This window comes from Saccharothrix sp. CCNWYY140 (assembly GCF_037401995.1).
Taxonomy (GTDB): domain Bacteria; phylum Actinomycetota; class Actinomycetes; order Mycobacteriales; family Pseudonocardiaceae; genus Actinosynnema.
This window is the reverse complement of sequence record NZ_JBBEGC010000001.1, coordinates 98,835-115,837: the sequence shown is the minus strand read 5'-3', so window position 1 is coordinate 115,837 and position 17,003 is coordinate 98,835. Positions and strand designations below refer to the sequence as shown.

Here is a 17,003-nt window from a genome sequence, read left to right as displayed (position 1 = left end):
GTCGGGGGAAGTGCGTTGGGTCGCAACGGTCCACCCCACATGATCGGGGTGCGGGCGCTCGCGCGGACGCCCGTCGGCTGCCCCGGTGGCACGACCGCGGAACCCGCGCAGTGCCAGGACTGGGACGTGTGCATGGTCGCGGACGCCGCGAAGTTCCTGCGCCGCAACATGTGCGAGATGCGCAACCCCTCGGCGACGGCCGTGAAGCAGGGGATCTCAGTCGGGTCGGGCGACGACTACCCCTACAAGGTCGACTTCCAGTGGCTCGACCTCACCCACGTGCCGTCGGGGCTGTACGACGTGGTGAACGTGGTCAACCCCGACCGCAGCCTGGTCGAGAAGAGGTACGACAACAACGCTTCCTCCATCGCGATCTTCCTGCGGTGGCCGCAAGGGGCGAAGAGTCCGCCGGCGGAGATCACCGAGCCGCCCCGCGTCGAGCTGATCCGCAGTTGTCCGGGGCGGGAGCGTTGCGCCCTCCAGTCGCTACCCCCGGTGCGGTGACATGCGGCTCCCGGTGTCGCTGGTAGCCGTCCTCGTCGCCGCGAGCGTCGGGGCGGCCTCCGACACCACCCCGCCCACCGCGCCGGGCGATCCCCGCGTGAGCGGCCTGACGTGCGAGCGGCTGACGCTGTCGTGGACGGCGGCCACGGACGACGTGCGTGTGGCGTCATACGACGTCTACCACGACGGGCAGCACATGACTTCCGTCGCCGGGACATCGGCCGACCTGACCGTCGTGCCGGGCGCGGTGCGGGGCTTGTACGTCAACGCCCGGGACGCGGCGGGCAACGTCTCGCCGGCCAGTCCGACGGTGACCGTGACCGTGCCCCCGTGCGAGGCCGACACCGAGCCGCCCACCGTGCCGGTCGGGACGAGTGCGAGCGAGTGGGGCACGGCGATCAGGGTGCGGTGGGTGCGGTCCACCGACAACGTCGCAAGCACCACAACGGCGGCCGGTTGCGGTTCGGTCCGGACGGCAAGCTCTACATCGCCAGTCGTCGGTTCGAGCACCTCAAGCGCGAGTACCGCGCGGGCTGGCTGCCGAGTGTCCGACTGGGCAGCGTCGGTTTGCGACTGCCGTGCAGCGGGCAGCTGCACGGCGGTTCCGATCATGAGGGCGGCGCGGGGAAGTCTGGTTTGGCCGTTGAGAAGTTGGCTTTGGGCATGTTGCGAAACTTCTGCATTGGCGAAGGGTGTGTGGTTGGGCCGAATCGGTGATGTGTGATGGTGAACAGCGGGTTTGGCGCGTTGGTGTCCGGTCGTTGGGAAGATCCTTGCCGGTGGCGCGCGGCTGCTGCTAGCTTCCGGTGAGAGGGCGCGAGGGGGCTTGCGCCACTAATCGTGAGGCCAGGGCACTGCGTCGGGGCGTTCGGCGTGGGCCGCGGTGGCATCTTGGGGGGCCAAGTTGCTTGTCTATTTTGTGCTGTCCGGTGGAGCTGGGCGTTTGAGCGCAGCCGTGGGCGGCGGAGCGTTGTTCGGTGGGGCCTCGTATTGGGAGGTTCGCCGGCGCTGACCCGGGGGCCGGGGATTTCAGGCTGTCGAAACACGGTGGTAGGCGGTCGTGTGCGTGGTGCGCACGGGTTTCTTTGGCGTGCCTGCTGAACCGAAATTACTTCTTGCGCGGCTCGACAGGGGTGCCGCGTCATACCGAGCTGTCCAGCCATAGGGGGGCCGAGATGGTTTCGTACATTCCAGCTAAGGACTTGCGTCGGCGGATCAAGGAGGACAACGACCGGCTGGTCCTCGATCCCGTCACGAGCGACCGGATCGAAGCCGCGTACGGTGCGATCGACTGGGCGGCGTTGTCGGAGGCCGGGTTCGACAAGCGCGGTGACTACTGCTTCATCTACAGCTACCCGCCGGTGCGCACCCTGAAGCCGATCACCACCGAGGACATCTTCCGGCCGTCGGAGTGGGAGCCGGTTCGCGACCGCGTCAGCCTCTACCTGCACATCCCGTATTGCAGCGGCATCTGCTCGTACTGCTACTTCGCGAAGGTGGTGGACAACGGCAACTCGCCGATCGCCAAGGAGGACTACCCGGACCTGCTGATCCGGGAGCTGGAGCAGAAGATGGCGCGGTACAACCCGAACGCCGTCATCGCCAACGTCCACATCGGCGGTGGCACGCCGTCCATCCTGGAGAACCACCAGATGGACAAGATCCTCAAGTACCTGTTCACCCTGAACACGGCTCCGGACCTGGAGATCACGGTCGAGTGCGCGCCGGAGACCGTCCACGACGACCTGGACAAGCTGAAGGCGATGCGCGACAGCGGCGTGAACCGCATCAGCGTCGGCGTGGAGAGCCTCGACGACCGGGTCCTCAAGGTGATGGCGCGGCGGCACGGGTCGGACATGACGTTGCGGTCGCTGGAGAACGTGCGGGCCGCCGGGTTCGACAACGTCAACGCCGACCTGATCTACGCCCTGCCCGCGCAGACCCTGGCGTCCTGGGCCGACACGCTCAACGAGATCGCCAAGTGGCAGTTGGAGTCCGTGACCGTCTACCGGCTGCGCCTGCACCCGATGAAGCGCATCTCCAAGCTCGAAGCCGAGCTGTACCCGTCCTATGAGGACGGTCTGAAGATGCAGCTGGCGCACTCGATGCTCATGCAGGACGCCGGGTACCTCCGGGTCACCAGCCAGAAGTACGTCAGCGACCGCAAGAAGACCCAGCGGCAGCCGGAGCAGAAGCGCGGTGTCTCCAGCGCCCAGCTGCTCAGCGCCGGCTGCGGCGCGTACGGCTTCCTCAACTCGACCTTCTACTGGAACACCAAGTCGCTCGGCGAGTGGGGCGCCCGGATGCGCGACGGGGAGATCCCCGTGTGGATGGGACGGGTGCTCGACAAGGACGAGATCATGCGCAAGTCGTTCGTCCTCGGCGTGCACACCAGCGGTGGTATCGACCGGCAGGCGTTCCTCGCCAAGTTCGGCGTGGACTGCATGGACCAGTACGCGCAGGAGATCTCCGTCGCGGTCCGCCACGGCTTGCTGGAGGTCACGGACACCGCCGTGCGGCCCACGGAGCTGGGTTACTTCTTCGGCGACGAGTTGAGCGTGCACTTCTACTCGCCCTCGGTGCGGGCGGAGCTGGCCGAGATCGGGATGAAGTACGGCATGTTCTTCGACCAGGACCAGTACGCCTGATGCTGTTCGAGGCTCACGAGTGCGGCGAGGTGCTCCCGCCCGACCGCCTGCGATCGGTCCGCCGCCTGTTCGCCGACAGCTACGCGGAGTACCACTACGCGTCGTCCCTCGGTGACGCCCGGCTGGCCAGGTTCCTCGTGGTGCGGGACGATCGGGTGGTGGGTTACGCGGCCTACGAGCCCGTCGCCGGAGTCGCCCACCTGTCCAACTTCCTGGTGGGCGAGGACTGGCGCGGCCGGGGTGTCGGCGCGGTGCTGGACCAGTGGCGGCTCAACCACGCGAGTGCGGCCGGCCTCGCCGGCTACAGCAGCTGCGTGTGCGAGGACGCGCGCAGCCAGCGGCTCAAGCTCCGGCTGGGGTTGCGGCCGACCGCCCTGCGCATCGGGTACCGGCGAGGGGTCAGCGGTGTGGGCGCTTGGGGCAGTTCGGTCGTCTTCACGAACTGCCGCACCGAGGTGCGCGAGCCGCACGCGGCGGGCGTCCGCCTCGACGAGCGGCGCAGGCGGGCCCGAGCCGTGGGGTTGGCTTCCCTCACCGAACTGCTGGCGAGCGGTGACGTCGCGGACGACTGGTACGTCGACGTGCTGGTCGGCGAACACGACCGCGAGCGGGCGGTGCGGCACGGCGCGCTGGTGTGCGCGGGGGTGGACCTCGATCGGCGCACCGGGTGGTGGCACCACTGCTACCAGGTGCGCAACCGCGCGTACGTCGAAGGTCTGTCGGCCCGTCCGGTCGTCCTGGTGACGCCACCGGGCGCGTCGTTCAGCCTTCCGGTGAAGGAGCGCTCCGCATGACCGGGTCGACGACGGAGCTGCTGACATCGCTCGCCGAACTCGTGTCGCTGGACACGGTGAGCCCGATGTCGGCCGAGGCGCTGGACCGGTGCGAGGAGTTCCTCGGCCGTTCGGGCGCCAGGAGGGTCCGGGAGGGTGTTTTCGTCGTCGGTGACACCACGTCGCCGACCTGGCTGTACACCCACGTGGACACCAAGCCCGCGGAGCCGTTGGCGCGGTGGCGGACGGATCCGTGGCGGCTGACGCCCGTCGACGACACCCTCGTCGGTCTCGGCGTGTCCGACTCGAAGTTCCAACTCCTGACGGCGCTCGCGGTCGCCGACCCCCGGCGGCACTGCGTCGTCGTCGACACCTGCGAGGAGACCGACGGCTGCGCGGACGCGGCGGCGTTGATCGAACAGCACCGGCCGCGGACGCTCGTGGTGTGCGACGGTTCGGCCCGGGACGGCCACGACGTGTTCAACGGCATGGTGGGCCAGGTGGACGGGTTCCTCACCCTCGACACGGGCTCGCCCCGCAGCCACCCCGCGCGGTCGACCACCGACGTGCTCGGCCTGCTCAGCGGTCTCGCCGCCGAGGTGGCCGAGCTGCCCGGCCGGTTCACCGTGACCGGGATCTCGGCGGAGGACTCGGTGCGCTCGCTCAGCCTGCAAAGCATGGACGTGCGCTTCGACTGGCGGTTCACCGGCCCCGCGGCCGAGCACGTCGACCGGTTCCTGGCCCGCCGGCCGCACCGGCTGCGGCACTCGGTCCTGCACCCGGTGTGGGGTCGGCGGACGGTCGTCCTCGACGCCGGGTGCTCGCCGGACCCCGCGCCGTTCTCGTCGCGCTTCGGCGGCGCCCGCTGGACGCCCCCGGAGCGGTGCGTGGTGGTGGCGGGTGGCCTGCCCGACAACCGCAACCACCAGCCGAACGAGTTCGTGCGGGTCGGCCAGCTCGGGCACTACCGGCGCCGGCTGGAACAGGTCCTGGCTCGGCTCGGCGAGGACGAGGGGGCACGGCGGTGAACACCCGGCACAACGGCAGGAGCGCGGCGGTGAACACCCGGCATGACGGCAGGCGCGGCGTCCTCGTCGCGGTGGTCGGCCTCGACGGGGCCGGCAAGACCACCCAGGTCGAAGGGCTGGGGGAGTGGCTGCGCGCACGGGCCGTCCCGGTGGAGGTCCTGCCGAACCAGTCGCTGGCACCCGTGCGCGCGGTCCTCACCCGGATCGCGCGGGAGGACGGCTTCGCCGACCACTACGACATGCTGGGCGTGGGCACCATGCGCCTGATCTCGGCGTGCGCCAAGCTGGCGTACCTGTCCCGGCTGGGCAGGACGCTGGACACCTCGGACTCCGTCGTGGTGGTCGACCGCTACACCTACTGCCAGTACGCCGCCGCGCGTGCCCAGGGCGCGGACAACGAGGACTTCCTCCGGAGGATGAACGCCGCGCTGCCCGTCCCGGACCTCACCGTCTTCCTCGACGTGGACCCGGTGGAGGCGCACCGGCGGATCGAGGCGCGCGGGATCGACAGCGAGAGCATGGACTTCCTGCGCGCGTTCCGGGCCGCCTACCGGTCGTTGCCGGAGTTCGGGACGTTCACCGTGGTCGACGGCGGCCGGTCCCCCGAAGAGGTCGCGGAGAGCCTGCGGCGGACCGTGCTGAGGGCTTTTCCGCACCTGGTTCCGGAGGTGGTCGGTGGCTGAGGACGTCCGGATCCGGGCCGCGACCGCCGACGACGACCCGGAGCGCTTGTTCGACCTGCTGTGGACCTTGGCGCCCGAAGACGACCGGCCCGAGCCGGGCAGGCTGCGCTCCGCGTGGAGCGCGGCGATGGCCCAGGAAGGCCGGCGCGTGTTGCTGGTCGAGGTGGGCGGGGATCTCGTGGGCACGATCGACACGATCGTCGTGCCCAACCTGACCCGCGGGGCACGGCCATTCATGCTCGTGGAGAACATGGTGGTCGATCCCGGCGCGCGCCGGCGCGGATTGGGGTCGGCACTGCTCGACAGCGCACTCGCCTGGGCCGCGGAATGCGGTTGTTACAAGGTGCAACTGTTGTCCAACGCCAGGCGGGAAGAAGCTCATTCGTTCTACGAGAAGCACGGCTTCGTGCCGTCCGCACGCGGCTATCGGCGCTACCTGTAGAAGCGCACGGGAGTCGTGCGCCGCGGGTGCCGTCCTGCTGATGACTTGGGGGGAAAATGCGTCTCGTCTATGCGCCGTCGGCGCGCCGGATCGTGCCTTACCCACCCGTGGGGATCGCCGTGCTGTCGGCGCAGTTGGAGCGCGCGGGAATAGATGTCGAGGCCTACGACCTGGAGATGGAACTGGCGTGGGAGCGCCTCGCCGGTCGGAGCTGCCTGCTCTACGAGAGCGGCGTGGACAGCGACGCCGTGCTGCGGGAGGAGTTGTCCGACGAGGTCGCGGAGTACGGCGCGCAGCTGTGGCGGGCGATCGGGGGCGGCGCCGACCAGGACGTCGCGATCTCGGTGATGGGGTACGAGCAGGTCGCCTCCGCGCTGCTGCTAGCCAGGGTCGCGTTGGCGCACGGGTGCCGGGTGGCCTTCGGCGGCCAGTTCTTCACCCCGGCCTCCGCGCGCGAGGTGGGTGAGGCGCTCGCGCCGTTCGGTGCGGTGACGGTGGTCGTGGGCGACGGGTGGGACGCGGTCGAGGCGTTCGCCCGGCGCGCTTCGCCCGAGCGGATCCCCAACGGCGTGACCACCACCGCCGGTGGCACGGTGGCCGGTCCGGTCGTGGCGGCGAAGAGCCTCCCGCCGCAACCGGACTACTCGTGGGTCCGGTGGGACCGCTACGAGGCTTTCGGCGTCGCCACGTACCGCGACTCGCGACCCGTCCGCCGTGCCCACCTGTACGTGTGGGACAAGCAGTGCAACTTCCGGTGCGCCTTCTGCCGGGTCGCCACCGGCAGCAAGGCGGTGCTGACGCCGCCGCAGACCGCGGTGGCCTCGTTCGAAGGCCTGATCGGGCACGGGGTCCGGCAGCTGAACTTCATGACCAACGAGCTGAACCCGTCGCGGAAGTACATGCTGCGGTTCCTGGACGCGATGGAGGACGCGGGCTGCGTCGGCACCGACTGGTTCACCTACGTGCGCGCCGACCGGCTGGAGCCCGACGACCTCGTGCGGATGCGCGCGGTGGGCGGCAGGCTCGCCCGCTACGGGGTGGAATCCGGGTCCCAACGCCTGTTGGACCTGATGCGCAAGGACTACCACGTGCCCACGATGGAGCAGACGCTGCGGGCAGCCGCCGACGCCGACATCTGGAACCACGTGAACTTCCTGGTGGGCTTCCCCGGCGAGGAGGAGTCCGACATCGACGAGACGATCCGCTTCCTCGACCGCAACGCGGCCACCATCCACTCCGTGCGGGTCAACCCGTTCTACCTGCCGCCCGACACGCCGATCGCGCGCGACCCCGGGTCGTTCGGCATCCAGCTCACCGGCTTCGACTCGGGGTGGTGGAAGTACCGGGACGCCGACGGGGGCGAACCGGACGCGGACGCGGTGGTGCGGCGGGTGAAGCGGGTCGTCGAACATTGCGCGGAACTGGGGATCGGGTTCGCGGGCACCGATCCGTTCTTCCTCCTCGACGTCATCAGCCGCTACGACCGGCGTGACGAGGCCTTGGGGTACCTCAAGGACGAGTTCTCGTTCTTCTGGGTGCCGGCGCCGACGGACGCGTACAAGGCGATGATCGGCGGTTACGAGGTCCGGTCGGACTGGAAGGACATCGCCCTGAAGCGGCAGCGGAACTACGCGTTGTCGCTGCGTGGGGCGGGCGGCTCGAACAGGTGCACCGACTAGCCTGCCCGTCGCGGAATGCGAATACCACCCCGAATGGGTTCGGGGTGGTATTCGTGTTGCCCGTGGAAATTGTCGGGTCGAAGTCGGTCCGAACTATTTTTCCCTTGCCGGCCACAAGGGTCTCCTCTAATATCGGCGGTGTCGGGGGGCGTTATTCCGAGTCCGCCGGCTTCACCAGGGGGGATTTCGTCGCTCGGTGCGCCGGTCCCCGTTCTGTCACCGGATCCCGGTGCGCCGGTTCCGGTTCGTCACGACGAGGAGGAAAACAATGGTTGCCACGCTGCGTCCGAAGGTCGTTGTCAAGAAGAAGTGATTCCCCGTGGGGGGCGGGCGCGCATTCCCGCCCCCCACGCCCACCGTGGAGAGCGATGTCCTCGACCGATTCCCCCACCCTGATCGCGGACCTGGCCCGGGCGCGGGTCCTCCCGGACGTCGCGGCGACGCTCGTGGCGGCCGACCTCGTGCCGCTGGTCGGCGGGGTGCCGATGGTGATGACCCGGGCGGACGACGAGATCACCGGGACCTCGCGCGTGCTGGTCGTCCCGGTCCGGCCGGACGTCCCGCTCCCGGCCGAGGTGGTGGACGAGGTGCTGCGCGTGGCCCGTGACCGGCACCCCGATTGCGACGAACTGCTCCTCGCGGTACGCCACACGCCGGCGCACCCGGACGCACGACCGCACATGCGGTACGTCGTCGCCGGGCCGGAGGTCGCGGTGACCGCCCCGCCACCGGGGTGGTCGGTGCGGCGGGCGCGGCCCGCGGACCGCGCCGACGTCGAAGACCTGCTGGTCCGCGCACTGGTCCGCGGGTACCCCGGGGCCGCGGTCGGCGAGGACGTGTTCGGCGAGCACGCCAGGGCGGTCTACGAGGCGGCCGTCGACACGGGGGCCGTCTTCCTCGCGCACCGCGACGGGGCGTTCGCCGGCCACCTCACGCTCCTGTCCGATGTGGACGAACTGACCGGCGAGGAGCGCTTGGAGCTGTTCGACCTCTACCTGCTCCCGGAGGGCGCGGGCGGTGGCTCGGCGCTGACCTCGGCGGCGGTCCGGGTCGCCCGGGAACTCGGGCTGCCCCTGCGCGGTCACGTTTCCGGCGGGGGTGCTTCCGCCGACGCCGTGCACGCCGCGCTGCTGGCCAAGGGCTGGCTGCCCGACGTGGGCTACTGGTCGCTGCCGCCGGCCCGGCCCGGCGGGGGTGTCCGGTGACCCGGTCGAGCTACCACCCGGTGCCCGACCCGCGGCTGCGCACGTCCGCGATCTGCCTGACCGTGGACTGCGGCTCGCGGGACGACCCGGGCGAGCGCGGTGGTCTCGCGCACCTGCTGGAACACCTGCTGATGACCACGCCGACCGCCGACGGCGTCCCGTTCCTCGACCACGTCGAGCAGCACGGCGGAACGGTGGTGGCGGAGACCGGGCTGGACCGCCTCCGGTTCCTGGTCCGGGTGGCGGCCGACGACACCGCCGACGCCGTCGAGCGGCTGGTGGACGCCGTGCTCAGGCCTCGGTTCGACGCCGACACCCTGCGCACGGAACGGGCGGTCGTGTCGACCGAACTGGCGGGCGTCGACGCGGACCCCGTGGAGGCCGCGCAGCACGCGGTGCTCGACGCGCTGTTCCCCGACCACCCGTTGAGCAGGCCGGTGGGCGGCACTCCCGCCGGCATCACCGGCACCGACCTCGCCGACCTCCGCGCCCACCACGCCGAGGTCTTCGCGCGCCGCCGCGCGGTCCTCGTCGTGGTCGGACCCACGAGCCCCGACGTCCCCGACCCGGGCGGGCGACCCGCTCTCGTGCGGCCACCGGCCCCGCTCGGCCCGCCGCGGCGCTCGGAGCCGCGCTGGCCGGACGCCTTCGGCTGGCTGTGCCTGGGCGCGCGCTCCCCGGCCGCGCACGACCCCCGCAGACCGGCGTTCGACCTGCTCGCCCACCTGCTCGGCACGTCCTCCGCGTCGCTGCTGTTCCGGGAGCTGCGCGGGGTGCTGGGACTGGGGCACTCGTTCGAGACGTGGGACCGCGGGTACGGGGAAGCGGGCGCTTGGCGGGTGCTGGTGGGCGTCGAGCCCGGCACGGCGCCGCGCGTGGCGCAGGCGGTCACCGACGTGCTCGACCGGGTGGCCGGCGGCGCCGTCGGAGCTCGTGCGCTCGCTGCCGCCGTGCGCCGTGTCGGCACCGGCCTGCTGCTGGAGGCGGAGGACCCCGGGCAGCTCGCCCGGATGACCGCGGACCGCGTCCTGGACGGCACGGGTGACTGGTCGCCGGAGGTCGAACTGGAACGGTTGCGCGCGGTCACCGCCGACGAAGTCGCCGCCGCAGCCGCGCACGTGCGCGAGGAACTACTGGCCGTCGTCCGTCCGGAGGGCACCCAATGACAGCCTCGACGAGGACCGAACCCGTCACGCTCGACCTGGCGCTGTGCGCCCGGGTGCTCGGCGTGGACCTGGACGAGCACCCGCGCCTGCTCCTGCGCGCGGCGAGGGCGCAAGGCTGGGCGTTGCCCGTGACGGTGCTGTCGTTGTTGGCACGCGACGGGTTGGCGCTCGGCAGCGGATCCGGCGACGAACTGCGCCGCGCGAGGACGCGCAGGGCCACGTACGCCGGCACGGTCGAAGCGATGGTCGCCGCGACCGGGGGCCGGGTGGTGAAGGGTCCCTCGCTGGCGGAGTTCTACCCGGACGGCGTGGAGCGCGCGGTGGGCGACATCGACTTCATCGTGCCCGACGAGGCCACGCTGTGGCGGGCCGCGGCCGTCGTGCTCGACCGGCACCCGGTGGAGACGATCAACCTCTCGGTGTTCGGGCGGGACGAGCGCGCCGTGCTCGTCGTGCTCGAGTGGCCGGCCGGCGATCCCGTGCTGGACAACGACTTCAAGGTGGAGATCTGCACGACCCCGTTCGCGGGCGACGGCGGGGCCGTCCCGGTCCGGTCGGGCCTGCCCGCGGACCGCTCGGTGGCCGACCTGCTGGCGCTGGGCGAGGAGCGGTTCCAGCGCCCGTTCTCCGCCAAGGACGTGCTCGACATCGCCGTCGTGGGCGGCGTCGAGCGGTTCGCCGTGGACGACCTCGTCGACGCGGCCCGCCGTCTGCTGCTGGCCCCCGAACTGGTCGAGCTGTTCGACCTCGCGGACGAGGCCGGTGTGCTCGGAGCGCTGGCGCCCGCGTTGCCCGGTCTGCGCGACGCGGCCGAGGTCGAACGCGCGCGCCGTGCGGCGTGGACACCACCGCCTCCGCCCGGTGACGAGGACCGGATCGGCGACGCGCTCGAATCGGGCCGGTTCGTGGGGGGATTGTTGTTGCGGCGCACCGCATGGCGCTCGGACCTGCCCGGCATCCGGGTCCACCGCTACGCCGGCGGCGCTCTGCTGATCACCCCCGTGGGCGACTTCATGGCCGTCGACACCCCGCTGGTCGACGAGGACGACTACCACGCCGCGCTGGCCGAACTGGACCGGCTCGACGCGCGGGGGGCACGTCCGTGAACGCCGTGGAGGTCGTCGAGCTGCGCAGGGTCTACGAGTCCAAGCGCACACCGCCGCGAGTCGCGCTCGACGGGCTGTCGCTGTCGGTCGGGGAAGGCGAGGTGCACGGGCTGCTCGGCCCCAACGGCGCCGGCAAGACCACGCTGTGCAAGATCCTCTCGACGGTCCTCCTGCCGACATCGGGGTCCGCGCGCGTGCTGGGCCACGACGTCGTCGCCGACACCCGTGCCGTGCGCGGCCTGATCGGCATCGTCTTCGGCGGCGAGCGCGGCTTGTACGGGCGGCTGACCGCACGGCAGAACCTGCGCTATTGGGCGGCCCTGTACCGCCAACCCACCGCTGTGGGCCGGGAACGGACCGAGCGGCTGCTGGCCCGGGTGGGGCTCGCCGACCGGGCCGACGAACGGGTCGAGCGCTTCTCCCGCGGCATGAAGCAGCGCCTGCACCTGGCGCGCGGGCTCATCGGCGATCCCCGCGTGGTCATCCTCGACGAGCCGACGGTGGGCATGGACCCCGTGGCCGCGCACGACTTCCGCGCCCTCGTCGACGAACTGCGCACCGAGGGCAGAACGGTGTTGATGACCACCCACGACATGGCCGAGGCCGAGGCGGTGTGTGACCGGGTGTCCCTTGTGGACAATGGCAGGATCGTCACCACGGAGGACCCCCGCACCATCGGGCGCTGGTTGGGCACTTACGAACGCGTGGTCGCCCGAGGTGTGCCCGAACCGACGTTGACGGCGATCCGCGAGTTGCCCGGTGTCACTTCGGTGACCGCCGTGGGGGACGAGGTCACCGTCGAGACGGGCGCGGAGGGCGCGACCGCCGGCGTGCTGCGCGCGCTCGTCGAGGCGGGGGTGACCGCCGTCAGCACCGGCCGACCCTCGCTCACCGAGGTCTACCTGCACGTCATCGGCGACCGCGGCAGCCGGGTGCGGTGATGCGGACCTTCTTCGCCGCGGTGGTCTTCCAGGCGCTGGTGCTGCGACGCCTCGCCGACTTGCACGCGCTCATCACCGCACCCCTGTTCACGCTCGCACTGGTCTCCATCATGGTCGCGGCCGGCCGGGCGGACCTCGCGGCCCACGCCGTTCTCGCCGCCACGGTGATCGCCGTGTGGAACATGGCACTGCTCGTCTCCGGGGAGGTCGTCTCCGGTGAACGGGAGAACGGTTCCCTGGAGGCGCTCGTCGCCGCGCCCGGCTCGCTGACGGCGGTGGTCGTGGGCCGGACGGTGACGACGACGGTCGTCAGCCTGCTCTCGTTGGGGGAGAGCGCGCTGGTGGCGTGGCTCGTGTTCGGCGTCCGCCCCCAGGTCCACCACGTCGGCGTCTTCGCGTGCACCCTGGCCGCCACGGTCGTCGCGATGGTGGGCACGGCGACCGCGTTCGCGGGCCTGTTCGTGCTCGCCCGCTCCGCGCGCACGTTCCAGAACTCGCTGTCCTACCCGTTCTACCTGCTGAGCGGGGCCGTCGTGCCGGTGGCGCTGCTGCCGGAGTGGGTGCAGCCCCTGGCCAGGGTCGTCTTCCTGTCGTGGACGACCGACCTGATCCGGGACAGCCTGGGCCAGGCGCCCGTCCCCGACGCGGCTGCGCGCATCGCGGTCGTGCTCGGACTCGGCGTGGCCGCCCACGTCGCCGGCTTGTACGCGCTCTCCCGCATCGTGAACCGGGTGCGCGCCGACGGAACGATGGGATTCGCGTGATCAGGGACCACGCCCGCGTGATGCGGGGTGCGCTCGTCAGCGCCCTGGCGGACTTCCGGACCATCTACACGTGGCGGACCTGGGGGTTCGCCTGGTTGGCGCGGATCATCGTGCAGGTCGCCTTCTTCGCGATCATCGGCCGACTGCTCGACTCCCCGGAGAAGACGCGTTTCCTGCTGGTGGGCAACGCGGTCTTCATCGCCGTGATGGTGTCCATGCTCGTGTGCGCGTCGACGTCGTGGGAGCGGCAGACGGGCACGCTGCCGTTGCTCATCGCCTCACCGAGTCACCCGTTCGTGGTGTTCGCGGGGCGCAGCGCGCAGTGGATCGTGGACGGCACGGTGTGCTCCTCGGTGTCGCTGCTGGTGCTCGGACCGCTGTTCGGCTTGGGCGTGCCGCTGTCCCGGGTGCTCACCGCCGTACCGGTGATCTTGCTGATCTCGGTGTCCGCGTACTGCTTCGGCCTGGCCCTCGCGGGCCTCGTGCTGAGGAAGATGGAACTGCGCAACCTGGTGGGCAACCTCGCCGGCCTCAGCCTCATGGTGTTCTGCGGCGTGCAGGTCCCGACGTCCTTCTGGCCGGAGCCGGTGCAGGCCGTCACGTCCGTGCTGCCACTGACACACGGGTTGCACGCCGTGCGCGACTTGCTCGCCGGTGCTGCCGCGGACCGGGTGCTGGTGTCGGTCGGGTGGGAGCTGTGCGTCCTCGTCGGGTGGCTGCTGGTCGCCGCGTCGACGTTCCGGTGGCTGGCCGAGAGCGGGCGTGCCGACGGGTCCATCGAGTACGGCGAGTAGCGCCCGATGGTGGGGGTCAGCGGGCGACGGTGCCCAGGGCGGCCGTGCTGCGCGCGGCCACGGCGATGGGACTGGTGGTCGAACGAGGGGCGGGTCGGTTCGCGCTCACGGAGGCCGGGTTGCTGCTGCGGTCGACGGGCGCGGGGTCGTTGAGCGCTTTCGCGCGGGTGTTCACCGATCCGGTGATGGTGACGGCGTGGCACCGGCTCGACGAGGCCGTGCGCACCGGGCGCACCACGTTCGAGCAGGCGTTCGGCGTGGAGTTCTTCGACCACCTCAAGGCGGAGCCGGAACTTGCCGCCGCGCCGGTGCTCTACCTCAGCGACCTTTGGTCGACGCGGCGGTCGTGACGCGATGGGCGATGAGAACCGCTGTGGACCACGGTTTTTCGGACGTGCACCTGTCCGCGGCTTTGACCGGTGTCCGCCCGCGATGTCGGACCAAGGCGAGATCGACCTCCTGGTCGCCGAGCGCAGATGAATACGGTTATCGTTTGCGTTATGTCCTCTCCACGTGTTCCCGTCACCGTGCTGTCCGGCTTCCTGGGAGCGGGCAAGACCACGCTGCTCAACCACGTCCTGGCCAACCGCGAGGGACGCCGGGTGGCAGTCGTGGTCAACGACATGAGCGAGGTCAACATCGACGCCTCGCTGGTCTCCGGACGAGGCGGTGAACGACTGGTCGAGCTGACCAACGGCTGCATCTGCTGCACCCTGCGCGAGGACCTGCTCGACAGCGTCGGCGAACTGGCCCGGGAGGGCCGCTTCGACACCATCCTCATCGAGTCCACCGGGATCTCCGAACCGATGCCCGTGGCCGCCACGTTCGAGTGGACCTTCGAGGACGGCACGAGCCTGTCCGACCACGCCCGCCTCGACACGATGGTCACCGTGGTCGACGCCTCGACCTTCCTGCCCGAGATCGACCGCGGCGACCGGCTCGGCCAACGCGGCCTCGAAGCCGCCGAGGACGACGAACGCGGCATCTCCGACCTGCTGGTCGACCAGGTCGAGTTCGCCGACGTGCTGGTGCTCAACAAGACCGACCTCGCCACGCCGGAGCAGGTGGCCACCACCGAGGGCCTGCTGCGCGAGCTCAACCCGAACGCCCGGCTTGTCCGCGCGCACCGGGGCGTGGTCGACCTGGCCGAGGTGCTCGACACCGGCCGCTACGACCCGGTCACCGCCGCCACCGCACCGGGGTGGGCCCAGGAACTGGCCGGCTCGCACACCCCCGAGACCGAGGAGTACGGCATCCGCTCGGTCACCTACCGCGCCGACCGGCCCTTCCACCCCGCCCGCCTGGCCACCGCTCTGGCCGACTGGCGGGGCGTGGTGCGCAGCAAGGGCTTCTGCCACATCGCCAGCCGCCCGCACACCCTCGCCGTGTGGTCCCAGGCCGGACCGAACCTGACCATCGAGCCGGGCGAACTGCTCGACGGCCACACCGCCCGCCAGGAACTGGTGTTCATCGGCATCGGCCTCGATCCCGACGAACCGCGCCGCCGCCTGGACCCCGCGCTGCTCACCGACACCGAACTGGCCGCCGGTCCCGCCGCGTGGCGCCTGCTGGACGACCCGCTGCCGCCGTGGGACGACCTGGAGCCGCACGACCACGAGCACGTCCTCCCCGGCCCGGCGCGCTGAGGGGTCCGGACCCGCACCGCGCCGGTCAGCCGCCGTGGGTGCGCCTGCACCGCCTCCACATCAGCCGCCGTGGACGGCCTGTCGTTGCTCGACAGCACAACTCCCCCAGGAGGGCATGCCCATCTGGCAGGATCCGGGCGAAAAGGACGCAGCGGCGTGTGTGGTCGACGACTGCGGTTGCCTGCGAACAACGGGCCAAGGGGGAGATGCGGCATGCACAGTCACACCCGAAGAATCCGGTCGAGATCGGCGGCGGTCGGCCTGCTCGCGGTCGCGGGTCTGGTCGGGGGTCTGGTCGCGCCGGTGCCGGCCGTGGCGGTGGGCTCCGACCGGCCGGCGTACCTCAGCGTCGGGAAGTACCCGGTCGCGGTCGAGGTCAGCCCGAACGGGGCCTTCGCGTACGCCACCAGCGCGGAGGACCGCACGGTGACGGTCATCGACACCGCGAGCAGGACGATCAGCGGTGTCATCGACGCCGGCGCGAGGGTCGGTGGCATCGCGTTCACCCCGGACAGCCGCACCGCCTACCTCGCCGATCACGGCGACCTCAACACCGACAAGGGCTCGGTGCTGGCGATCGACACCGCGACCAGGGCGGTCACCAGGATCTCGGTGCTGCCGCTGGTCGGTCCGAGCGCCGTCGCCGTCACCCCGGACGGGAAGAAGGCCTACGTCGCCGGCGCCAACTACCTGTCGGTGATCGACACCGCGACCAACGTCGCCCGCGCGGTCGACATCGGCTACGTCACCTTGTCGGACGTGGCGGTCACGCCCGACGGCTCCCGCGCGTACTTCACGGACTACCGCACCAGCAGCATCGTGGTGCTCAGCACCGCGACCGACAGCGTGATCGCCACCGTGCCGCTGCCCACCACCCCCAGCCGGATCGTCGTCATGCCGGACGGCCGACGCGTGTACGCCACCAGCTACATGGACAACAAGGTGTACATGATCGCCACGGCGGGCCACTACGTCGGAGCCACCATCGACGTGGCCGGGTCGCCCAGCAGTCTGGCCGCCGCGCCGAATGGTCGCCAGGTCCTCGTCACCAGCTTCTACGGGAGGACCCTGCTGGCGATCGACGTGGCCACCAACACGATCGCCGCCACCGAACCGGCCGACAGCTACCCGACGCACGTGGCCTTCACGCCGGACGGCACCGAGTTCTACATGATCCACAGCGCGGGCCAGTACATCTCGATCCACGACACGACCGGCGAGCCCGCGCCCGGCGGCGACCGGGTGGTGCGCGGCGAGAAGCTGACCGCCGGCCAGTACCGGACCTCGCGGGACGGCAGGTTCCGGCTGGTCATGCAGTCGGACGGCAACCTGGTGCTCTACACCGCGACCGGCGAGGCGCTGTGGCACACCCACACCAACGGCTCCGGCGCCACTCACGCGGTCCTCCAACACGACGGCAACTTCGTCCTCTACACCGCCGACGGCGTGGCCAAGTGGCACACCAACACTTGGAACACCACTTGCGACCGCCTGGTCGTCCAGAACGACTCCAACGTCGTGCTCTACCAGTCCGACGCCACCGCCCAGTGGCATCGCTGGAAGTGACCACCGCCGGCTACCCGTAGCCGCGCTGAGACTCGAACCAGGATCCAGCGCCGCCGCC

The 17,003-nt window shown here is 71.0% G+C and carries 18 protein-coding genes; 17 read left to right on the top strand and 1 reads right to left on the bottom strand.

Annotation, left to right across the window (positions count from 1 at the left end; translation table 11 throughout):
• Window positions 1-39: 39 nt before the first annotated feature.
• Window positions 40-504 carry a lysyl oxidase family protein gene (locus tag WBN91_RS00505; protein ID WP_337721859.1) on the top strand — a complete coding sequence of 155 codons (465 nt, stop codon included), beginning with the start codon at window positions 40-42 and terminating at the stop codon, window positions 502-504.
• A gap of 177 nt (window positions 505-681) precedes the next feature.
• Here the strand turns inward: WBN91_RS00505 and WBN91_RS00500 are convergent, their stop codons facing one another.
• Window positions 682-897, bottom strand: a complete 216-nt coding sequence (locus WBN91_RS00500; protein ID WP_337721858.1) for a hypothetical protein — start codon at window positions 895-897, stop codon at window positions 682-684.
• A 15-nt stretch (window positions 898-912) separates the two neighbouring features.
• On the opposite strand from WBN91_RS00500, the gene WBN91_RS00495 reads away from it, so the two are divergent.
• The 16 genes from WBN91_RS00495 (at window position 913) to WBN91_RS00420 (ending at window position 16,945) form a co-directional block, all read left to right on the top strand.
• Complete coding sequence (locus tag WBN91_RS00495; protein ID WP_337721857.1) at window positions 913-1,221, top strand: hypothetical protein; 309 nt, start codon at window positions 913-915, stop codon at window positions 1,219-1,221.
• Between the two features lie 485 nt (window positions 1,222-1,706).
• Window positions 1,707-3,152, top strand: a complete 1,446-nt coding sequence (locus WBN91_RS00490; protein ID WP_337721856.1) for a coproporphyrinogen-III oxidase family protein — start codon at window positions 1,707-1,709, stop codon at window positions 3,150-3,152.
• The gene (locus WBN91_RS00485) at window positions 3,152-3,946 is read left to right on the top strand and encodes a GNAT family N-acetyltransferase (protein WP_337721855.1); all 795 of its coding nucleotides are present in this window, start codon (window positions 3,152-3,154) and stop codon (window positions 3,944-3,946) included. The genes WBN91_RS00490 and WBN91_RS00485 overlap by 1 nt, the downstream gene beginning before the upstream one ends.
• Window positions 3,943-4,953 (top strand): M20/M25/M40 family metallo-hydrolase, encoded by a 1,011-nt coding sequence (locus WBN91_RS00480; RefSeq protein WP_337721854.1) that lies wholly within the window; start codon window positions 3,943-3,945, stop codon window positions 4,951-4,953. Before WBN91_RS00485 ends, WBN91_RS00480 begins: the two co-directional genes overlap by 4 nt.
• A 29-nt stretch (window positions 4,954-4,982) precedes the next feature.
• On the top strand, window positions 4,983-5,636 hold the full coding sequence (locus WBN91_RS00475) for a dTMP kinase (protein ID WP_337721853.1): 654 nt from the start codon (window positions 4,983-4,985) through the stop codon (window positions 5,634-5,636).
• Window positions 5,629-6,078 carry a GNAT family N-acetyltransferase gene (locus tag WBN91_RS00470; RefSeq protein ID WP_337721852.1) on the top strand — a complete coding sequence of 150 codons (450 nt, stop codon included), beginning with the start codon at window positions 5,629-5,631 and terminating at the stop codon, window positions 6,076-6,078. Before WBN91_RS00475 ends, WBN91_RS00470 begins: the two co-directional genes overlap by 8 nt.
• Before the next feature lie 56 nt (window positions 6,079-6,134).
• Window positions 6,135-7,757 carry a B12-binding domain-containing radical SAM protein gene (locus WBN91_RS00465; RefSeq protein ID WP_337721851.1) on the top strand — a complete coding sequence of 541 codons (1,623 nt, stop codon included), beginning with the start codon at window positions 6,135-6,137 and terminating at the stop codon, window positions 7,755-7,757.
• Window positions 7,758-8,125: 368 nt separating this feature from the next.
• On the top strand, window positions 8,126-8,962 hold the full coding sequence (locus WBN91_RS00460; protein WP_337721850.1) for a hypothetical protein: 837 nt from the start codon (window positions 8,126-8,128) through the stop codon (window positions 8,960-8,962).
• Entirely contained in the window at window positions 8,959-10,128 is a 1,170-nt protein-coding gene (locus WBN91_RS00455; protein ID WP_337721849.1) for a M16 family metallopeptidase, read from the top strand. The genes WBN91_RS00460 and WBN91_RS00455 overlap by 4 nt, the downstream gene beginning before the upstream one ends.
• Window positions 10,125-11,234: a hypothetical protein gene (locus WBN91_RS00450; protein ID WP_337721848.1), complete on the top strand. Its 1,110-nt coding sequence runs from the start codon at window positions 10,125-10,127 to the stop codon at window positions 11,232-11,234. Before WBN91_RS00455 ends, WBN91_RS00450 begins: the two co-directional genes overlap by 4 nt.
• A complete protein-coding gene (locus tag WBN91_RS00445; RefSeq protein ID WP_337721847.1) occupies window positions 11,231-12,175 on the top strand; it encodes an ABC transporter ATP-binding protein in 945 nt (314 codons plus the stop codon). The genes WBN91_RS00450 and WBN91_RS00445 overlap by 4 nt, the downstream gene beginning before the upstream one ends.
• On the top strand, window positions 12,175-12,939 hold the full coding sequence (locus tag WBN91_RS00440; protein ID WP_337721846.1) for an ABC transporter permease: 765 nt from the start codon (window positions 12,175-12,177) through the stop codon (window positions 12,937-12,939). Before WBN91_RS00445 ends, WBN91_RS00440 begins: the two co-directional genes overlap by 1 nt.
• Complete coding sequence (locus WBN91_RS00435) at window positions 12,936-13,733, top strand: ABC transporter permease (RefSeq protein ID WP_337721845.1); 798 nt, start codon at window positions 12,936-12,938, stop codon at window positions 13,731-13,733. Before WBN91_RS00440 ends, WBN91_RS00435 begins: the two co-directional genes overlap by 4 nt.
• A gap of 29 nt (window positions 13,734-13,762) precedes the next feature.
• Complete coding sequence (locus WBN91_RS00430; RefSeq protein WP_337721844.1) at window positions 13,763-14,083, top strand: hypothetical protein; 321 nt, start codon at window positions 13,763-13,765, stop codon at window positions 14,081-14,083.
• A gap of 150 nt (window positions 14,084-14,233) precedes the next feature.
• Window positions 14,234-15,379 (top strand): GTP-binding protein, encoded by a 1,146-nt coding sequence (locus WBN91_RS00425; RefSeq protein ID WP_337721843.1) that lies wholly within the window; start codon window positions 14,234-14,236, stop codon window positions 15,377-15,379.
• 213 nt (window positions 15,380-15,592) lie between these two features.
• Window positions 15,593-16,945, top strand: coding sequence for a hypothetical protein (locus WBN91_RS00420; RefSeq protein WP_337721842.1), 1,353 nt, complete (start codon window positions 15,593-15,595; stop codon window positions 16,943-16,945).
• Window positions 16,946-17,003: the final 58 nt, after the last annotated feature.